The sequence below is a fragment of the Amycolatopsis sp. NPDC049868 genome (genome assembly GCF_044461365.1).
Classification (GTDB): domain Bacteria; phylum Actinomycetota; class Actinomycetes; order Mycobacteriales; family Pseudonocardiaceae; genus Amycolatopsis.
Window position 1 is genome coordinate 1,134,167 of record NZ_JBITKV010000001.1, and the last position, 18,113, is coordinate 1,152,279.

At 68.7% G+C, this 18,113-nt stretch carries 15 protein-coding genes; 4 read left to right on the top strand and 11 right to left on the bottom strand.

What is annotated here, in order from left to right:
- Positions 1-4: 4 nt before the first annotated feature.
- Both ACIBTM_RS05465 and ACIBTM_RS05470 read right to left on the bottom strand, forming a co-directional pair.
- The gene (locus ACIBTM_RS05465) at positions 5-427 is read right to left on the bottom strand and encodes a VOC family protein (RefSeq protein ID WP_395875322.1); all 423 of its coding nucleotides are present in this window, start codon (positions 425-427) and stop codon (positions 5-7) included.
- On the bottom strand, positions 420-992 hold the full coding sequence (locus tag ACIBTM_RS05470; protein WP_395875323.1) for a PadR family transcriptional regulator: 573 nt from the start codon (positions 990-992) through the stop codon (positions 420-422). Before ACIBTM_RS05470 ends, ACIBTM_RS05465 begins: the two co-directional genes overlap by 8 nt.
- A 125-nt stretch (positions 993-1,117) precedes the next feature.
- On the opposite strand from ACIBTM_RS05470, the gene ACIBTM_RS05475 reads away from it, so the two are divergent.
- Entirely contained in the window at positions 1,118-1,501 is a 384-nt protein-coding gene (locus tag ACIBTM_RS05475; RefSeq protein WP_395875324.1) for a nuclear transport factor 2 family protein, read from the top strand.
- A 115-nt stretch (positions 1,502-1,616) separates the two neighbouring features.
- Here ACIBTM_RS05475 and ACIBTM_RS05480 read toward each other — a convergent pair whose 3' ends face one another.
- The 6 genes from ACIBTM_RS05480 to ACIBTM_RS05505 are packed head-to-tail and all read right to left on the bottom strand — an operon-like array spanning position 1,617 to position 11,714.
- Positions 1,617-2,294: a DNA alkylation repair protein gene (locus ACIBTM_RS05480; RefSeq protein WP_395875325.1), complete on the bottom strand. Its 678-nt coding sequence runs from the start codon at positions 2,292-2,294 to the stop codon at positions 1,617-1,619.
- 55 nt (positions 2,295-2,349) lie between these two features.
- Entirely contained in the window at positions 2,350-5,703 is a 3,354-nt protein-coding gene (locus tag ACIBTM_RS05485; protein WP_395875326.1) for a hypothetical protein, read from the bottom strand.
- A 53-nt stretch (positions 5,704-5,756) separates the two neighbouring features.
- The gene (locus tag ACIBTM_RS05490) at positions 5,757-8,834 is read right to left on the bottom strand and encodes an ATP-binding protein (protein ID WP_395875327.1); all 3,078 of its coding nucleotides are present in this window, start codon (positions 8,832-8,834) and stop codon (positions 5,757-5,759) included.
- Positions 8,834-9,460: a hypothetical protein gene (locus ACIBTM_RS05495; protein ID WP_395875328.1), complete on the bottom strand. Its 627-nt coding sequence runs from the start codon at positions 9,458-9,460 to the stop codon at positions 8,834-8,836. Before ACIBTM_RS05495 ends, ACIBTM_RS05490 begins: the two co-directional genes overlap by 1 nt.
- 22 nt (positions 9,461-9,482) lie before the next feature.
- Positions 9,483-11,117 carry a CATRA system-associated protein gene (locus ACIBTM_RS05500; protein ID WP_395875329.1) on the bottom strand — a complete coding sequence of 545 codons (1,635 nt, stop codon included), beginning with the start codon at positions 11,115-11,117 and terminating at the stop codon, positions 9,483-9,485.
- Between the two features lie 3 nt (positions 11,118-11,120).
- Positions 11,121-11,714, bottom strand: a complete 594-nt coding sequence (locus ACIBTM_RS05505; protein ID WP_395875330.1) for a TIR domain-containing protein — start codon at positions 11,712-11,714, stop codon at positions 11,121-11,123.
- Positions 11,715-11,938: 224 nt separating this feature from the next.
- On the opposite strand from ACIBTM_RS05505, the gene ACIBTM_RS05510 reads away from it, so the two are divergent.
- On the top strand, positions 11,939-12,874 hold the full coding sequence (locus ACIBTM_RS05510) for an SEFIR domain-containing protein (protein WP_395875331.1): 936 nt from the start codon (positions 11,939-11,941) through the stop codon (positions 12,872-12,874).
- A gap of 103 nt (positions 12,875-12,977) precedes the next feature.
- Here the strand turns inward: ACIBTM_RS05510 and shbA are convergent, their stop codons facing one another.
- Both shbA and ACIBTM_RS05520 read right to left on the bottom strand, forming a co-directional pair.
- Positions 12,978-13,586 carry an RNA polymerase sigma factor ShbA gene (shbA, locus tag ACIBTM_RS05515; protein ID WP_395875332.1) on the bottom strand — a complete coding sequence of 203 codons (609 nt, stop codon included), beginning with the start codon at positions 13,584-13,586 and terminating at the stop codon, positions 12,978-12,980.
- A gap of 4 nt (positions 13,587-13,590) precedes the next feature.
- Positions 13,591-14,025, bottom strand: a complete 435-nt coding sequence (locus tag ACIBTM_RS05520; RefSeq protein WP_395875333.1) for a hypothetical protein — start codon at positions 14,023-14,025, stop codon at positions 13,591-13,593.
- A 191-nt stretch (positions 14,026-14,216) separates the two neighbouring features.
- Between ACIBTM_RS05520 and ACIBTM_RS05525 the strand changes: the two genes are divergently transcribed.
- Positions 14,217-16,685, top strand: a complete 2,469-nt coding sequence (locus tag ACIBTM_RS05525; protein WP_395875335.1) for a hypothetical protein — start codon at positions 14,217-14,219, stop codon at positions 16,683-16,685.
- On the opposite strand, the gene ACIBTM_RS05530 is transcribed toward ACIBTM_RS05525, so the two are convergent.
- Positions 16,680-17,669, bottom strand: a complete 990-nt coding sequence (locus ACIBTM_RS05530; RefSeq protein ID WP_395875336.1) for a hypothetical protein — start codon at positions 17,667-17,669, stop codon at positions 16,680-16,682. The two genes, ACIBTM_RS05525 and ACIBTM_RS05530, sit on opposite strands and share 6 nt — an antisense overlap.
- 262 nt (positions 17,670-17,931) lie before the next feature.
- Between ACIBTM_RS05530 and ACIBTM_RS05535 the strand changes: the two genes are divergently transcribed.
- Positions 17,932-18,090, top strand: a complete 159-nt coding sequence (locus ACIBTM_RS05535; protein ID WP_395875337.1) for a hypothetical protein — start codon at positions 17,932-17,934, stop codon at positions 18,088-18,090.
- Positions 18,091-18,113: the final 23 nt, after the last annotated feature.

Genomic DNA, 18,113 nt, shown 5'->3' on the forward strand with positions numbered 1-18,113 from the left:
GCGTTCAGGCGACGAAGACGCAGAACGGATGTCCCGCCGGATCCGCGTAGACGCGCAAGGGTTCTTCTGGGTCTTCGCTGCGGTCGTACCGGAGCCGCCCGCCTAGTTCGAGGACACGGCTGTGCTGCTCTTCGAGTTCCTCGACCGAATCCACGGTCAGGTCCAAGTGCACTTGCTGGGGTACGGGTTCGGGATCCGGCCAGCTCGCCTCTTCCAGCCGATCGACCTGCTGGAAGGCGAGTTGCGCCCCGCCGTCCGGGTTCCTGAGCACCAGCCAGTCCTTGTCGCCGGCGCCGGACGGGGGCGCTTCGTCGCCAGGGCGGTAGTCCCAGACCAGCAGACGCCGGTAGAACTCCGCCAGCGCGCGGGCGTCGGTGCAGTCCAGCACCACCTGGCGGAACTTCGGCCCCTTCTCCCGCTCAGCCAAGCCGATCACCTCCGGTGGCGCGCCGATCGAGCACCGCGAGAACATGCTCGCACCAGCGAATGTTCTCCTGCTCGAAGATGATCCCACGGGCAAGGGTCAGATACGGCCCGACGCGAGGCGCGGTGGCGAGGAACTCCGCCTCGACGGAGTCGCCGAGCAACCGCTCCCGAAGACGCTCGAACCGTTTGAGCTTCTTTTCGGCGACGGCCATCCTGTCCGCGACCGCGCGCCGGATCTCCTCGTCGTCGCCCGCCTCGACCGCCTGGACCTGCACCAGCAGCTCGTCGCGGATCGCGGTCGGCTTCGGCGCCCGCGTCGTGAAGCCGGCGAGTTCGGCCGCGCCGGCGTCGGTCAAGGAGAAGAGCCGCTTGTTGGGACGCCGTTCCTGTTCGACGACCCGGGCCGCCACCAGGCCCTGCGATTCCATCTTGTCCAGCTCGCGATAGAGCTGCTGCGGTGTCGCGGTCCAGAAGTTGGCGACCGACGCGTTGAAGCTCTTCGCCAGGTCGTAGCCCGAGGACTCACCGTCCAGGAGCGTCGCGAGGATCGCGTTCCGCAGCGCCATGGCGCGATGATAAGCACGGCACGGATTAGTGGCAAAGTTGAATAGACACTTTGATGGACACCGGGGGCGGTGATCACCTACGCTCGGCGGCATCTACTCAACAAGTTGACTATGAGGAGATCGCCATGCCCACGTTCCGTGAAGCAGTCGAAGCGAAGGACGCCGCCGCGATCGAGGCGTTGCTCGCCGACGACGTGGTCTTCACCAGCCCGGTGGCGTTCAAGCCCTACCAGGGGAAGGCGATCACGGCGGCGATCCTGCGCGGGGTCATGCGGGTGTTCGAGGACTTCCGCTACGTCCGCGAGATCCACGACGGCGCGCACCACGTGTACGAGTTCGAAGCGACCGTCGACGGGCTCCAGATCAACGGCTGCGACCTCCTGACCTTCGACGCCGACGGCAAGATCACCGACTTCAAGGTGATGGTCCGGCCGTTGCGGGCGGCGGAAGCGCTCGCGGCGCGCATGGGTGCCCAGTTCGAGGCCATCAAGGCGGACGCGCTCGGCTGAGCGACGCTCCAGACCCGCAGGTCCGTGAAGGACCCAAGTACATGAAGGCCCCCATCCTTGCGCCTGAGTACAGGAAGGGGGCCTTCATGTACTTCAAGAAACCCGGGATCGCGACTCACGAACGCGCGGCGTCCTGCCTTCGCACCATCTCGGCGATCCAGACGGGCGCGAACGGCGACGTGCAGTTCGGCGGGGTCGGATAGTCCTTGAGCACTTCCAGCCGCTCCCCGATGCCGATCGCCCTGGCACGGTGCTCGGCGTGCTCGATGCCGATCTGCGCCAGGCAGTGGTTCATCGCCCACTGCAGGCGATCCGGTGCGGTCTTCAGCTCCGCTTCGATGACGTCGAGCAGCGCGACGAGGTCGAGGCCCTCGGGTTTCTTCGCCACGCGTTCGGTGGTCAGCGCCCAGCCGGCGCTCGCGACCACGGGGTCCGGATCTGCCGACCACGCCAGGCGCAGCTCTTCGGCGTGCGGATTCTTCTTGACCACGTAGTTCACGAGCCAGTCGTGCACCTTCGGGGTGCGGGCCTCGCGCACCATGCGGTCCAGGTCGTCGCGCCCGAACGCCTTCGGGCGGCAGATGAGGAGTGCGAGCAGTTTCGCGGCGGTGTCGTCCGTTTCCCAGAGCTCCAGCGCGAGCTCCTGCTGGGTCTTCAGCCGCTTCGCGAGCGCACGCAGCTTGCCGAGGTTCACCCCGTGGTCGTCGCCGTGCTTCTCGTTCACCTGGCGTGCGCGCGGGTCATCGAGCGCGGCCAGTTCGGCCAGCACCTCGGCCGTCGTCGTCCCGGTCACCCGTCCAGCCTACGAGGCGCTCCGGGTGGAGGAGCCACCCGGAGCGCCTTGACCGCTAGCCGCGTCGTGCCAGGTCGTCGGCGTGCTCACGCAGGAGTGCGGCGACCCGCGGCCAGCCGACGTTGATCCGCCGGGCCCAGCCGCGATGACGCTGCGCGAGATCCCCCGCGTCGCCGTCCTGGACGGTCAATCCGGTGGCGAAGCCTTCCCTGAGGTACCCGCCGTCGGCGACGTCCAGGACGTCCCGGACCGCCTCCGGCGGCCACCCGTCGTCGGGAAGAGAGGAACCGCTAGCCAGCAGGGTGCCGATCGCCCGGTCACCGAACTCGGCCCGCCCCCGTTCGGCGAACTCCGTGCGGGCGCGCGAAACCCAGGCTTTGAGGGCAGCGCCGTCGGTCCCCGGCATGGTGCGCGTCTCGAAGATCGTCAGCCACGCACCGACCAGTTCCACGCTCGGAGCGCCGTCGTCCGCGGGCTGGATCCGGGTGCAGAGATCGACGAACGCGCCGGGGTTCTCGGCGAGGATCCGCTGGAGGCTCCGCGGTTTCCGGTGATGTTTGAGCGCCGCGTGGAACCGCAGCTCCAACCGGGCGACCGCGACGTCCGAACCGCCGGCCTCGGCCAGCTGGTCCAGCAGCGGGCCCACGTTCGCGACGGCCTTGCGGTCGGGGGCCTCGACACCGTCGGCGGACGCCTGGAGCAGCACTTCCTCGATCAGGGACGCGGGCAGGGACGCCGCGGCGCGCACACCCGCCGCGAGCGCTTCGACCGCGGCCCACGGCCGATGCCGCGCGAGCTGCGTGACGAAGAACGATTCCTGTCCTTCGGGAAGCGGCCACGGACCGACGTGCGTCCAGTATCCCTCGCGAACCGCTTCGTCGGCGGAATCGAAAAGCGCCAGCGCGTGGTCCACCGGAATGGCCAGGAGATAGTCGACCAGCCGGTCCTGCTCCTTGAGCTGGGTCGCGACCTCCTGCCGCCATTCTTCGCCTTGGGACCGGGCCATCTCGCCCGCCCAGCCCGCGGCCCAGTCCTCGCGCCCCAGCTCCGCGAGCGCGTCTTCACGGAGGTCGTCCGCGGCCACCTGGGCCGCGACCACACCGACCAGCCTGGGCAGGGCGCTCTCGGCGGCGAGCGCGCTCAGCCCGGCGGCACCGTGTTCACGCAGGACACCGCTGACGGCGTCGCGGCGAAGGCGCTCGATCTCCGCCTCACGCGCCTCCGGTTCGAGGGATTCGCCGCCGTCCAGGTACGGATTCCGGCCGAACAACAGGCCGTGCCGCCCGGGATTGACCGCGGGCTCGATCAGCTCGGCACAGGATTCCAGCCATTGCAGCAACTCCTCCGGCAGCGTCCAGCCGGCGCCGGCGTGATGCCGGTGCTCGGCGGTCACCCCGGTGAGCAGGCCCCACAGGCGAAGACGTTCGTCCGCCGAGAGCCGTTCGGTGTCCAGCCGCGTGAAGGCTTCCACGACGCGGTCCCACTGCGCGGCGTTCAGCTCGGGCAGCCGTTCGAAGAACTCGCACCACCGATACGGCCGTTCCGCCAGCGCCGACAACGCCGAGGCGACCAGCTCGTCCTCGAATTCCGGTCCGTCGGCGACGGCCACCGGCGCCGCCGGGACCGTCCATTCGAGACGGACCTGGGGGCGCCTCGGGCTCGCGAGGAGATGTCCTCGCGGACCGCGCAGCAGCGCGAGAGCCAGCCGCCAGCCCGCTTCCGGCGAGCGACGGCCGATCGCCTTGACCAGCTCCGTCCGCTGCCCACCGGGCAGGTCGAGGTACGGGTACCACGGCTGCACGAGAGTGATCAGGGATTCGAGCGGCTGGTCGCCCGCCTCCCGGCCCGGCCGCGTCAGCTCGGCCAGCAGGGAGACCACCATCGGCAACGCGTCGTCGGACCAGCCGACCGTTTCCAGCGCCGCGATCAGGCCGTCGGAAGTGCCGCTCAGCGGCGACGGATCGCTGGTCAGCGCCTGATCGACGGCACCGAGGAACTCGTGCGGAGCGGCTTCGGCGAGCAAGGGCAGCACATCGGCGAGCGACCGCCAGAGCATCCCGTCCCCGTCATTGTTGGCCAGCCCGAACACTTCGCGGACGAACCGCGTGGCGTGGTCGGCGCCCGAGACGCCGCCGGACAGCGCCGTCCCTCCCTCGGCGGCCAGGAGTGCCGCGCTCCGCGCCAGCCCGTGTCGCATTTCCGCCGACCACTTCCGCCCTGGCTCCCGCTCGGTGAGCACCTTGACGGCTTCCTCGTGCCAGCGCCGCAGATCCTGCGCGCTCAACCTGCCGTGGAGAAGCGCCCAGGCGTCGTGCGGATCCGCCAGCCGCACGACGTCGCCCGAGCGGGCGAGCAGGGGATCGTCCCCGGTCTCGGCCCTGGCGAAGAAGCGCGTGAGCTCGTCGGTCTCCCGGCCGGCGATCGCGGCGATCTCGTCCAGATCGTGCCGCGATCCCGCCGACCACCGGCCGATCAGCAGCAGCGGCGCGGCGAGATCGCGTTCCAGCGGGTTCACCCACTTCGGGAGGTCGGCGGCGACGGCGAGCTTGCGGCGCAGGGCGCCGAGACTCCGCCGGGCGAGGTCCGCGTAGGCGGTCGCGTCGGCGGGCGGGACGCCGGCCGCCGCGAACGCCTCCGCCGCCTCGTCGCGCGGAATCCCGGGCAGCACCAGGAGATCGGCGCCGTCACGGTCCGGCGTGCTCCGCACCACGACGACGTGACCGCCGATGGTCTCCTCCCCCATCTCGACGCCGTCCACCACGGCGACGAATGACCCGTCCAGGTCGCGGCATTGACGCCAGGCCTCCTGGCTGGAAACCCGGACCGCCCGCAGCCCCGGACGGTGGACCACCAACGCGGTCGCGACGAACGCCGCCGCCTCGGTACGGCTGCCCGCGTACACCGGCAGGACCGACGGCTCGGCGTCCAGCCAGTCGCACAGCCGGTCCGTTTCACGGGTCCGGCCGAGCACCGGGAGGGTCTCGGGCAGGACGGGACGCGTCTCGTCCCGCCAGGACTCAAGCCACTCAGCCAAGTCTTCGAGGCCTGGGACGACACCGATGCCCAGCTCCGGGGCGACCCGGGTCAGTTCGGTGATCAGGCCCGCGATGTCCTGTTCCGCCGTGCGCTTGCCGAGCCGCCGGTAGGAGTCGGCGGTGATTTCCCCGGGCATGACGGCGTCGTCCACCAGGACCGCGACGATTTTCTTCCCGAGCCGCAATGCCTCGGCGATCTCCTCCTGGGCCGCCTCGTCGACCCCCTCGGCGCCGATCGGCACCACCAGGACGGACGCGGCGCCGCCGGACCGGACGATCCGGTCCCTTCCGAACACGTGACCAAGACTCCGGTCGAGACCCCGGAGCCGGTCCGGGCCGTCACCGGCCCGGACGGTGATGAAGATTCCTGCCATGGTGCGAAATCCTTTCCAGCGAGCACAGTTGTTGCGGTGTACGGGCTGTGGTTTCACTCGGCTTCGCCGCGGGCGCGGGCGAGCACCTCCTCGACGCTGAGCGGGCTGGCCGGATGGTGGGTGAGGCACAGCGGGGTGGTCACCCGCTGGAAGCCGAACGCCTCCCCCGACACGTAGAACTGGGCGCGCTCCAGCCGCGAGATGTCGTCGACGGGGCTGCCCTTGGCCCTGGCGAGTTCGTTCGCGGCGGCGATCTGGGCCGGGCTGTTGAGCCTGCCGAAGAACTGTGTCATCGCGTTCCCGACGACCTGGTTGTGCAGCCCCTTCGGCGCCTGCGTCGCGAACAGCAGTCCCAGGCCGTACTTCCGGGCCTGCGAGGCGAGCACGATCGTGCTGCGGGTGCTCGCCGTGAGCGTCCCCGACGCGGCGAGCATCTGCGCCTCGTCCATGACGAAGAGGGCGCCGAGCGGCCGGTCACCCGCCGGATTCCGCTTGGCCCAGGCGAAAAGTTCCATCTGGAGCTGGTTGACGAAGTTCTGCCGTTGTTTCTCCGAGGGCAGCCCGACGAAGCTGATCACCGAAACCCTTGCCCGCTTGCCTTCCCCGGGAGCGAGCAGGAGCGCCGGGTCGACGGGCTCGCCGCCGCCCGCCAGGAGGGGGTCGTTGACCATGGAGGCCTTCAGCAGCTCGGCCAGCTCGGCCGCCAGCTTTCGCCCGTCGTTCAACGTGCTCACCCCGTCGGGCAGGTCTTCGAGCACCTCGATGAGTTCGGGCAGGCTCCGTGATCCGGTCCGGGCGTGGTGCACGACGGCCTGCCGCAGCACCGCGAGCCCGACGCTGGCCTTCCCCGTACTGCCGGTCAGTTTCACCTGCGGCGCCAGTGTCGCCACCGCGACCTCGACGGCCGCGTTGAACTCGTCCTCGTCGTCGAGGACACCGGCGAAATCGGGCAACGGCTGGAACGCGAGCGGCCTGCCGCCCGCCCGGCCCGGCGTCCACACGACGACGTCGGTCTCGGCCAGATAGCGCTTGGCGAGCCCGGCGTCGTCCGCTCCCCAGGCCTCGGGCGGCTCCGGCCAGGCGTCGCCGAGGCGGGCGAGGTCGTTGTTCGGATCCAGCACGATCGCGGAAACGCCCTGCAGCGCGCATTCCTCCACGATCCGCCGCAGCAGCACCGTTTTCCCGGAACCCGAACCGGCGAACACCGCGGCGTGCTTGCGCAGGGCCGCCAGTTCGATCCGGACCGGTTTCCCGCTGCCCGGCACGGCACCGAGGGTGATCTCCCCTTCCGCCGTCGGGTGTGTCTCGGTGGACACCGCCCGGGGCAACGGTTCCGGCAGGACCTCAGACAGGAGTTCCGACCGGCCGGCGGGCCGCCGGTCGACGAGCCACTCGTGCAGTTCCCGGCTTCCCTCGGCGAACATCTTGTCCAGCGCCCAGAACGTGCGGATGTCCGCATCGGACATTCCCCGGGACTTGCCACCCTCCTTCAGGAACGCCTTGAGCTCCGCCTGGGTCTTGGCTCCTCCCGACCACGCCGGGTTGCGGAGCAGCACCAGATGCCGGTTCTCCGCTCCCTTCCGCACTCCGGCCGCCGACCGCGCCTTGCGGAACCGGTGCAACGCGGCGATCGGATGCGACGCCGCGATCGCCCGGAACGCCCAGTGCTCTTCGAGGTCGGACGTCTCGTCCACCGTGCGGGTGAGCCAGGCGTGCAGCTCGTTACGGTCGCTCTTCGCCCCGTAGGCCCACTCCAGGTTGTCGTCACCGACCTCGGTGATCCAGCCCCGGATCGCGGCGGACAGCAGCCGGGGCATCACCTTGTCCTCGACCTTCGGATCCAGCAAGGCCGACGGTTCGGCCTCCGAGCGGTGCTCCTCGAACCGCTTGTCCAGTTCCGCGAACCGATCGGCGGCCATCGCCGGACGCGGCGGCGCGGCCGACCGCACGCCACCTTCGTCGAACGTGGTCAGCTCGATGACCCGGCCCGCCCGGACGCAGGTGTCGATATGCGCGCCGATCCGTTTCAGGACGTCTCGCGGCGACATCTCCTCCCATTCCCCGTCGAAGGCCGACGGCGACACCGGCCAGGTGGGATAGGGAGGCACGAACTTCATCGCCTCGTACGCGACTCCGAGGCGTTTCTCGACCAAGGCCCTGCCGACTTCGGCATCGGTGACCCGGCCGAGGATCATGGCTTCACGGAAGCGATCCGGGACGGTGTCGGTGGCCTTCTCCTTGAGCAGTTCCCACGTGCCGGGGAGGCACGCGAGGACAGTCATGGTCCTTCTGGTCACTTCCCGCAGGCCCATCAGCCCGTCCGCGATCTGGGCGACGAGCAGGCCCTGTTCGTCGCTGTCCCGCACTTGCCGATGGCCGACGGCGGACCGGGCCACCAGGGTGTCGAGCTGATCGACGGCGATCACGATCGGACCGGTGAGCGCGAGCAGCCGCGTGATGTTCCTGACCTGCGTCTTCGCGGATTTGGGATCCGACCGGATCCCCCATTTGCGGCGGTCCCCGGATTTGGACTCCGCGAACACGCCGAGGTAGTCGTCCCCGACGTAGTTCTTGCTCGGGTCTTCGCTCGCGTAGAGCACCAGCGCCCGTGCCGTGTCGGCGCATTCCCTGGCGACGTCTCGATCGAGGGCTCGCAGGCCGTCGACGAACGCGTCGACGTCACCCCTCGACAGGCCACGCCCGTCCAGGATCTTCTTGGTGACATTCGCGTCGATGCTCGCGCGGAGGCAGACCCGACGGAGGAAGCTGGTGAGCTGGGGGACGCCGGAGCCGTCGAGCCGCGAGAGCCCCCGGCGCGTCGCCTCCGCTGTGTTCTCCCAGAACGCGTCGCCCGCCGTGAGGTCGTTGAGGAAGAAGTAGCCGCGGGCATCGTGGGCCTGTCTCCGGACGAGGCCGAGCAGGTGGGTCTTGCCCACGCCCTTCTTTCCTTGGAGGACCAGCCCGATCGGACTCGGGCCGTCGCTGGCGACGGCGACCTTGATCCCCGCGCTGACCTCCTTCAGAACGCCGGTGTGCAGGCCGTCGACGTGATACGGCGAATCACGCCACACGTGATCGGGTGTGTCGGCCCAGTCGAAACGCAGGGCCGCGAGCGCGCTCAGCTCGTCCATCACGGCGCCTCGATCGAGATCAGATGGTTGTCCTCACCGCCGATGCGGATCGCCGCCGCGTGATCGGCGGCGGTGAGCGCCTTGCGATTCGATTCCGGCACCAGATGCGCCTGTCCCGATCGGCTGAGCTCCTTCAAGACCGCGTCGACGTCCACAGTGGACGCTTCTCCGAGCATCGGCCGCAGCTCCACCAGTGCGACCCAGTCACGCGGCGAACGGGCGAGTTTGCGGTAGGCGATCCGGATCCGGGTCTCGATCTCCTCGATCGTCAGGTCCACCTCGGGCATGAAGAGGTCGGCGAGCCGCAGCTTCTCCCGCCGGAGGTGTCGGCCGAGCCCGCCGAGCACGACGTACAGGGCACTGCCCAGGCTGCTCCGGGGCTGCGGCGCCTCTTCCTGGCTCAATTCCTCCTCGCACCAGGCCCAGCCGCGCTCGGTCAGCTCGTGGTAGAAGGGACGGCCGCGCTGTTCGCTGGCGACCAGATCGAGGCCGTTGAGCTGACGGCGTTCCTTACCGTCGAGGGCGAAGCCGACGATCTCCCGCAGCTCCGGGTTCGACACCTCGCGGGCGACCACCATCAGCGCGAGCATCGCCGCGGTCTGCTTCTGTCCCAATCGATCCGTCATCCGTGATCCTTCCCGTACCTGATTAGCGCTGATCGAGAAATCCGCTGAATCCATGGCGTGTCACCCTGGCCTCCGAGGTGCGCACGGCCCATTCGATCGCCTCCCGCGTCTCCGGCGGGGCGAGCACCCGGTGCCCCGGCGCCGCGTCGGTCGCCCGGACCCGCGCGGCCGACAGGAGCTCCTCGGCGAGATCCTGGACTCGTTCCCGGTCCCCCGCACCGATCGCGATCTGCAGTTCGGCGACGATCTCGTCCACGAATCCCCACATGAGCGGCCGCAGCCGGGCGTGCGCGGTTTGCCGGAGCACGCCGGCGACGTCGAGGTCACCCGGTTCGACGAGTGCCGTCGTCCCGGTGAGCTGGTCCACCAGGTTCCGGGCGATCTCCACCGGTCCGCGCGACGGGCCGAACTGGAGGTGCCGCAGATTGCCGACGTACCCCGGCAAGCTGTTCGGGTCGGTGTCCTTGGTGAGCACCGGGACGACGCGGCGATCCTGGCCGAGGGTCCGGTGCAGGAACAGCTCGACCTCGGCCGACTGCCACCGGCTCACCTCCCGGTCGACGATCAGGCACAGGTGTTTCGCGTCGTCCTCGGTCTTTTCGAGCATCGACCGTTCGCCCGAGAGGGACAGCACCGGCCGGATACCGAGCTCCACCAGGTACTTCATGAGTTCGTCGGCGAGTCGCATCGTCGGTCTGGTCGTACTGACCCGGACGTCCTTGGTGAAGGTCTGCTTCTCCGCGCGGACCGCGGCGACGTAGGCGTCCCGGTTCTCGGCGAGCAGATCCGTCCGGTCGAAGTCGTGCGCGACGACCGCCGCCACCGTTTCCAGCGCGAAGCTGATCTGGTCGGCGGTCGGACTGATCTCCGTCATCACCGGGAGCTGTTCACCGAAGGTCCAGAAGGAGACGTACGGCAGCGTCAGATGACGTGACATCACGTCTGGCGAGACGTCGCTGTCGAGCCAGCTGCGGAACAGGTCCTTGGTCTCTTCGAGACAGATGCGCCGCCACTCCTCCGAGCGCGCGTACTCCTCGCGGGCGTCGAATCTGGACAGCACCGGGAGGACGGTGAGCTGTGGACGGTCGTAGGGCATGCGGTCGCGAGCGGTGTTGGCGCGTTCGACGATGTCGACCGCGCCCCGCATGCTCTGCACGTTCGCGGTGAAGAGGACGACGAGCCGGTCCGGAAGATGGGCGGTGCAGATACCCCCGATGTCGGAGATCCCCGTGCGGCTGTCGATGAGGACGTAGTCGTACGCCGCCGTCCACTGTTCCCGGCACTGTTCGAGATAGTCGCCGAAACCTTGTTCGTAGAGGGCTTCCCAGTCGAGATCCTGCACTCGCCGGACGTAGGCGTCGCCCGTCCGGCCGGCGGTGATGACGTCGAGCTTCACCTTCCCGGTCAGCCGGGTCGTATGCGCGCCGGGGCGAAGCCTGCCGTCGCGGAAGTCGTCGATCAGGTCCACGACGCCGCCCGACGGGGGCGCGCTCATCATCGGCCGGAAGTAGGTGTCCAGGCCTGGCGCTTCGAGGTCCCAGTCCAAACACAACACCCGATATCCCCAGCGTGCCAGGAGAACGGCGATATTGGCCAGGGTGAAGCTCCGCCCGACGCCGCCCTTGTAGGAGTAGAAGGTGACCACGGTTCCCGGCATGGGTCAGAACCTCGGCAGCTTCGACGGCCTGGGCGGTTCGGGTGCCGGTGTCTCGACCGGCCACTCGGGAGACCACGGCGGTGCCTGCGCGATGATCTCCACCAGTTCCTCCACCATCCGCCCCATCTCACGATCGAAGTCGAGGTACTCGGGGGCGTTCTGATAATGCGGATACGGCTTGTTCCAGTTCCGGAAACTGTGCATTCGGCGTTCGTGGGCCCAGTCTGGAAAGTTTTCCGAGTCACTGAAGATCACCGGATAGATCAACCGGCCCGCCTTCGCCACGCTGTCCCGCGCGACGATTTCCTCCCGTTTCGCCATCGTGTGCCATTCAGCGAGGCACCACTCGTCGCGAAAGTACTTCGGGGAGCAGACCGGGATCAGGATCCGGGCGCGCTGCAACGCGTCACGGATCTCTTGCGGCCACCTTCCGCCCACGGGAATGCCGTCCTCCAGAAATATCTTGACGTCATAGTCGACATTGTCGTCCAGAAGTCTCTGCAGCCGAGGGTGGAAGTGATTCCGCACCCAGTCCGGGGCGTCGCCTCCACCTCGGCGATAGCTGATGAACAGGTGGTACTCGTACACGAGCGCCATCGCCCCTTCGCACCCCGAACCGTTTGACAGCCCCGATCGTAGGGGTCGACGACACTTTCGAAAAAGGTACAAAAACACGACAAAAACTGGACACGACAGCGCATACGAAGCCGTAAAAGACAGAAAGATGACAAGCGGGGGACAATGAGTGTCCCGCGGCCGGGTGATCGTCGAGAATGCGACCACCCGGCCCACCGGGCACCCTTCACCCGACAGGAGTTTCGATGGCCGACAACGAGCCGCCGCATGTGTTCGTCACTTACGCACATGATTCACCGGAGCACAAGGAGCGGGTCCGCCACTTCGCGGATTTCCTGCACGGCCGGATCGGCCTCGAAGTGCACCTTGATCAATGGGACGACGGTGAACGTCGCGACTGGTCGTTGTGGGCGTTGAAGCACCTCGACACGGCGAATTTCGTGGTCGTCATCGCCTCGCCGGACTACAAACGCCGTGCCGAGGGAAACGCGGCGTTCGACGAAGGACGCGGCTCCCAGTTCGAAGCGGCGCGGATCCGCGATCGCCTGACGAGGGATCTCGGCGGTGAGATCAAACGGATCCTTCCGGTCGTGTTCCCCCAGCAGTCCGTCGACGACATCCCGAACTTCCTCAACCCGCACTCCACCACCAGATATCCGGTCGACGTGTTCACCGAGGAGGGTGTGGAGGATCTTCTGGCCGCGATCACCGGCAGGGCCCGCCACCAGCGTCCCGAACGCGGCCAGTGGCGCGGCGGCACGGCGAACGCGGCAGGCCCTGGCAAGACGTCGCTGGCGACCGGCCTGGAATGGCGGGCGTGCAGCGACGGCATCCGCACGGAAGGCGCGCGGATCAACGACGTGCACTATGCGGACAGCATCGTCTTGCGGGCGGCGGAGCGGCTCGCCTTCGTCGAAGTGGACCTCGGGATGGCCTACCGAAGGCTGACCGCGGTGGCCGGTGTCCTCGACGACGCGACCGAGCCGTTCCAGGTCGGACACTTCCGCGTCCTGCTCGACGGCAGGCCGTCGCCGGAGGTCAAGGTGGCGCTGGGGAAACCGGCGAAGATCGACATCGGACTCACCGGTGTGCTGCGGCTCCGGCTGGAATTCCACCGTCCGGGTACGAAGGAGAGCAAGTGGCTCCCGGAACTGGCCTGGGGCGATCCCGTTCTGGAGTAGGGCGGCCGCTCACCGGCGCGCCGGGCCACGTCGCGAAAGCCACTTTCGGGACATCAGACGTCCCGAAAGTGGCTTTCGCGACACCCCGCGGCGGCCTTGCCCGTCAAGAGAAGTCGTCCTCCTCCCGCACCAGTTCGCGCAGCTTCACCAGCCCCCGGTGCTGTTTGACCCGGACGTTCCCCGGCGTCAGCCCGAGCGCGGCCGCGGTCTCGGTGGCGGTCAGCCCGACGACGATCCGCAGGGTGAGCACCTCCCGCTGCAGCTTCGGGAGCCGGGCGACGAGCCTGCCCAGCCTCGCGCCGAGGTCGACGTCGAGCATGCGGCTTTCCGGCTCGTTGCGGAGCGATCCGGCCTCCGGCAGCTCGGGCACGGGGTCGGACCGGTCACGGGACACCGCGCGGAAGGCGTCGGCGACCTTGTTGGCCGCGATCGCCCGCACGAGGTAGAGGAACGAACCACCACGATCTTCGTACACCGGCAACATTTTGAAGACCGCCAGGCACACCTCCTGTGCGACATCGTCGGCCGACAGGTAGGAGAGGTCGCGCCCGCCCATCCGGGCCCGGCAATAGCGCACCAGCATCGGTTTGACGACGGCCAGCAATCTGCCGACCGCGTCCTCGTCACCGGCCTTCGCCGCCATGACGAGCGGATCGACCATCTCTTTGGTCAGCCGGCCCGACGGGCGCGGGAGGGTGTCGATGGCCGGCATCGGATCAGCCCAGCACTTTCGCGGTGGAATCGAGCCGCCGGACCTGCGCGATGAAGGCGTTCATCCGCCACCGCAGGCTGTACGCCTTCGCCGTGTCGCTGAAGACCGCCTTCTTGTGGACGATCGCGGCCAGTTCGCCGACGGTGCGTCCGTCCGCCTCGGAGATCTTGAGGGAAATCCCCTGCCGGATCCCGCCGAATTCCGCGGACCTGGCGATCATCGGGTTGCCGTCGTCCGCGAGGGACCAGCCCTTCCTCGCGATCTTCTTCTTGAAGACCTGTCGCAGCTGCTGCCCGGTCAGCGTGGTTTCCACGCGCCGCGGCCGGAATCCGTGTCTCTTGAAGGCGATATGGCCCAGGTAAACGACGGCGATCACGACGAGGATCAGCACACCGGACGTGCCGTTTCCCTCGGCCGTGGTGTCAATGGCGATTCCCATGCTCCGTAATCGAGGAGAACGAAGAAGGCGTTGCGGCCCGACGTTTCTTGTCCTGATTTTGTCCGTTGCCGTTCGCCGGAAAGCGGGCAGATCAAGGACAGCTTCCGGCACGGCGCGATCGCGGGTAGCGAAACCGTCCCCGGGATCGATCCCTGCGCTGTCGAATCGCCACGATCACGGGGAGAGCGCGGATGACGGATCGTTTCGATGTCTTGTTGTGTTTCCCACCGGCCCTTCCGGACGGCGTCGTGCCGATGGACGAGTGGGAAACGGCTCTTCGCGACGCGGGGCTTCGTGTTCTCCGGGACACCGTCATCGACGAATTCGCCGACGCGCTCGCGAACTCACGTGTCGTCCTGGTCCTTTGCTCGCGTGCCGACCGGGTCCTGGTCGTCGATCCGGGGGCGGACGGCGAACACGCGGTCGATCCACGGAATCTGCCCGCCCTCGTCGGGCTCGTCCTGCGCAAGGTGGCCGACGCCCGCCGCGGACGCCCGGCCCGGCTGGTCGGGCGGTATCGCGAACTCCGGGCGATCCATCGTGGCCTGCACGCCCACCCGGTCCTGATGGTGCGAGGCCTGCCGGGTGTGGGCAAGACCGTGTTGGCCGAACAGTACGCCCGCCTCTTCCAGGACACCTTCGACGGCGGTGTCCTGCGGCTGGGCCCGTTCGGGCAGCACGCGCCGGAAGAGGTCCTGTCCCAGTTCCACCTCGCGCTGGCCCGCGCGGCCGGGGATCGGCTGGGCGCCGACCTGGCAGGCATCGACTTCGACCGGCTGCGCGCCCACGTCGCCGAACGGATCGGCGCCGACGGGCGCCGCGTTCTCGTTCTCATCGACGACGTACCGCCAGGGCTCCCTCCGGACGTCCTCAGGCGGCTGCTCCTCCCCACTCCCGCGGTGTCCACGGTGCTCGTCAGCCGGATGGAGGGTGCTCCGCCGGGCGTCGCGACGCTGGAGCTCGGCGGGTTGTCACCGGCCGAGGGGCTCAGGCTGTTCAGCGACCACCACGCACCGGCCGACGCCGCCGGACGAGAAGCGGTGCTCCGTCTCGTCGAGCACTGCGGCGGACATCCGATCACGCTGCGCGCCAACGCTTTGGCCACGCCACGCCAAGGCACTGAGCCGCCCGCCTCCTGTCCGGACACGGCGCCACCGGCGATCCGCGGCCTGCTCGCCGGCTGCGGTCCGGTCGCCGCCGGGATCGTCCGGCTGGGCGGGCTGCTGGCGCCGGTCCCGTTTCCGCTCGGCATCGCCCGTGACGTTCTCGGCGGCGAAGACGGCTTCGCCGAAGCCGTCGGCGAGCTGGAAGAACGAGGTGTCGCCTCGCTTGTGGACGGCGGGTTACGGCTGCAACCACTCGTGGCGGAAGTGGCCGAGGCCGGGCTCGATCCGGGCGACTTTCCCGAGGCCGCCGCGAAGTCCTTGCTACGGCTGCTTTCCGACGATCGCGCCGGATACCGGGACTTCCTCCTCCAGCATGCCCGCGCCCTCGCCGAGCGCACGTCCGCGGAGCTCCGGATCCGGCTGCTGCGCTCGGTCGCGGCCGCGCACGAACGGCATCAGGACTTCTTCGCCGCCGGTGAGATCCACGCCGTGATCTTGTCCACCGAAGGCGCCAAGAGCACCGACTTCGCGACGGCCGCGCGGGTGGAGATCGCCTGCGGGTTGTACCCGGAGGCCGTGCGGCACGCCCGGCACGCGATGCTGTCCGCGACCGATGACCACGAGCGATGCACCGCCAGGTTGGTCGCCGCACAGGCATTCGACTGTCAAGGCGACTACGACGCCGGTGAGCGGACGTTCTGGCACGAGCTGCCCTGCCGGGGTGAAGCCGGGTTGCCCGCGGTCGTGGCGAGCGCGCAGGCCCTGCGGCTCCGAGGCCGAGCCGGGGAGGCCATCGCCGCGCTCGACGCGATCCTGCCGGAGCTTCACGACTCGCCGTCCGCGGACCTCCTGCCGTCGGCCCTGCTGGAATACGCCCGCGCTCTGCTGCTCGACGACCGTCCGCACCGGGCACGCGAAGTCGCGGCGGAGGTGATCGCGGTGTTCCACGCCTCCGGCAGGAGGTGGCATTTCCGCTGCGCCGAAGCCGAATTGCTGTGGGCGGAGGCGACGATCACCCTCGACCTCCGAGACGTGCACCCGGACCGCTCGTCCGCCGTACTGCGCGAGCTCGAAGCCAGGTATGGACGACGTCACGGCACGGAGAGCCCGCCGGCCTTGACCGCGTCGGCCATGGCAGGCCGCGCGCTCCTGCTACTGGGGCGGCCGGAGCGGGCCTTGCCCGCGCTGAGCGCGACCGAGCGGACCGTGCTCCGCGTCTTCGGCGGCGAAAACCGTTTGCGGTACCGGATCAAGCACGGCATGGCCCTGGCGCACGGACAGTTGCGCGACTTCGGCCGCCAGGCCGAAATCCTCGAAGAGATCCTCCAGCCACAGATCCGGCTGCTGGGCTCGACCCATCCGGAAACCCTCGAAACCAGGCTCGACCTCGGCCTCGCGCTGGCCTTCGGCGGACGCGGCCAGTACCGGCGTGCCACCCACCTGGTCGACGGCGCCGCGGACGACATCGTCGCGACGCTCGGCCATGCGACCGAACTGTCCGAGAAGGCGGTCGCGGCGAAACGGGTACTGAGGGGTAAGGCGATGCCGTCATGAAGTTCCGTGAAGGACGTCAGGCTCCGAGGGCCTCCAGCGCACCCCGTAGGCGAAACCCGGTGTCAACCGCCGGAACTGGACGTGGATCTCGCCCGACGCGTCCGGCGTCAAGGAGAACCCGCGCGCCGCCTCGTCACTCGCGTCGTCCTGGAAGACCCGCTCCAGCAGTACGACTTCGGCCGGGATGGGCAGGGCGAACCGGACGTGCAGATCGAACAGGTCGACCGGATGCCGCGGGACGCAGACGAAATGCGGATGCCTGAACTCCGCCCTGAACCGTAACGCGATTTCATGCTTGCTCTGCCGTTTGAGCGGCCTGGGCAACCGTAACGCCAGCCCGACGCGATCGGTGGACTCCATCACCCGCCCGGTCAGCCGTCCACCGTGGAACACGTCCACGCGGAGATCCTCACTGCCGATGGCTTCGCCACGGTAAGCCGAGTCGGTCAGGGTGAGGGCGAGGTCGAGTTCGGCGATGTCGTCGGCATCGGCGACGATCCGACGGGTTTCGAGGACCTCTGGCACCGGCTGGTCGAGCGCCACCGCCACGCGCAGCTCCTCCGTGTGCCACCTTTTGCTGGGCTGAGCCGCTTCGTCCTCGTCGGATTCGCTTGTGGACGCGACGGCGACCTCGGCGAGCCGATCGATGCCTTCGTCGATACGACGGCGGGCGGTCCGGTCGTCGCGCTGCAGATGCTTGGCCAGCCAGCGCACTCGATCCTGATAGAAGGGATGCACCGCCTCCGGGTGCAGCCCGAGCGCGGCCAGCACGGCGGTGCACAGATCCTCGGGCAGCGAACGCGCCCATCCGGACAGGCATTCGCCCAGCGTCCGCCGGATCGCCGCGTTCCCGTCGCTTCCGGACGTCCCGCAGACCGCGCGTAACGCGGGGCCCGCCCGTTCGGCCAGCTGAGGTGCCGCAATTCCCCTTCCTCGCCGAAGCATCTTCAATTCGCCGGCCAGATCCGCAGCGCTGACGGTCACCAGTCCTCCCCTAGTGGTTCAAGCACGGTCGTCAATAGTCGCCAGCTCGGCGGCCCCTGTCCAGCCGGTCGCGGCCGTGTATCGCCGATCGTTATTTTGGGTTTTCCTTTCCCGCTGATACGGGAAACAGGAAACTCCTTGTCGCTCCCGGACCGGCGACACATTCTTGGTGAGCCGCTCCAATTCGCGGCGATAACACCCCAACCAGCGGTTTTCCCGCGTTGCCGAGTGCTGCCCTCATGCGTTCACCGAAGGAGTCGGAATGACCGTCAAGTGCTCGTTTTCGCTGCTCTTACGGCTCGCTTTCTGGCTGTGGGTGGTCGCGCTCTTCATCGGGGTGGCGCTCGGCAGCGCACAGGGAACCGCGCCCGCGAACCCGGTCTCTCCCGTGGTCGCCACACAGGGAAAGGAGGTGGACTGACCATGCAGACCCACGCCATCGGC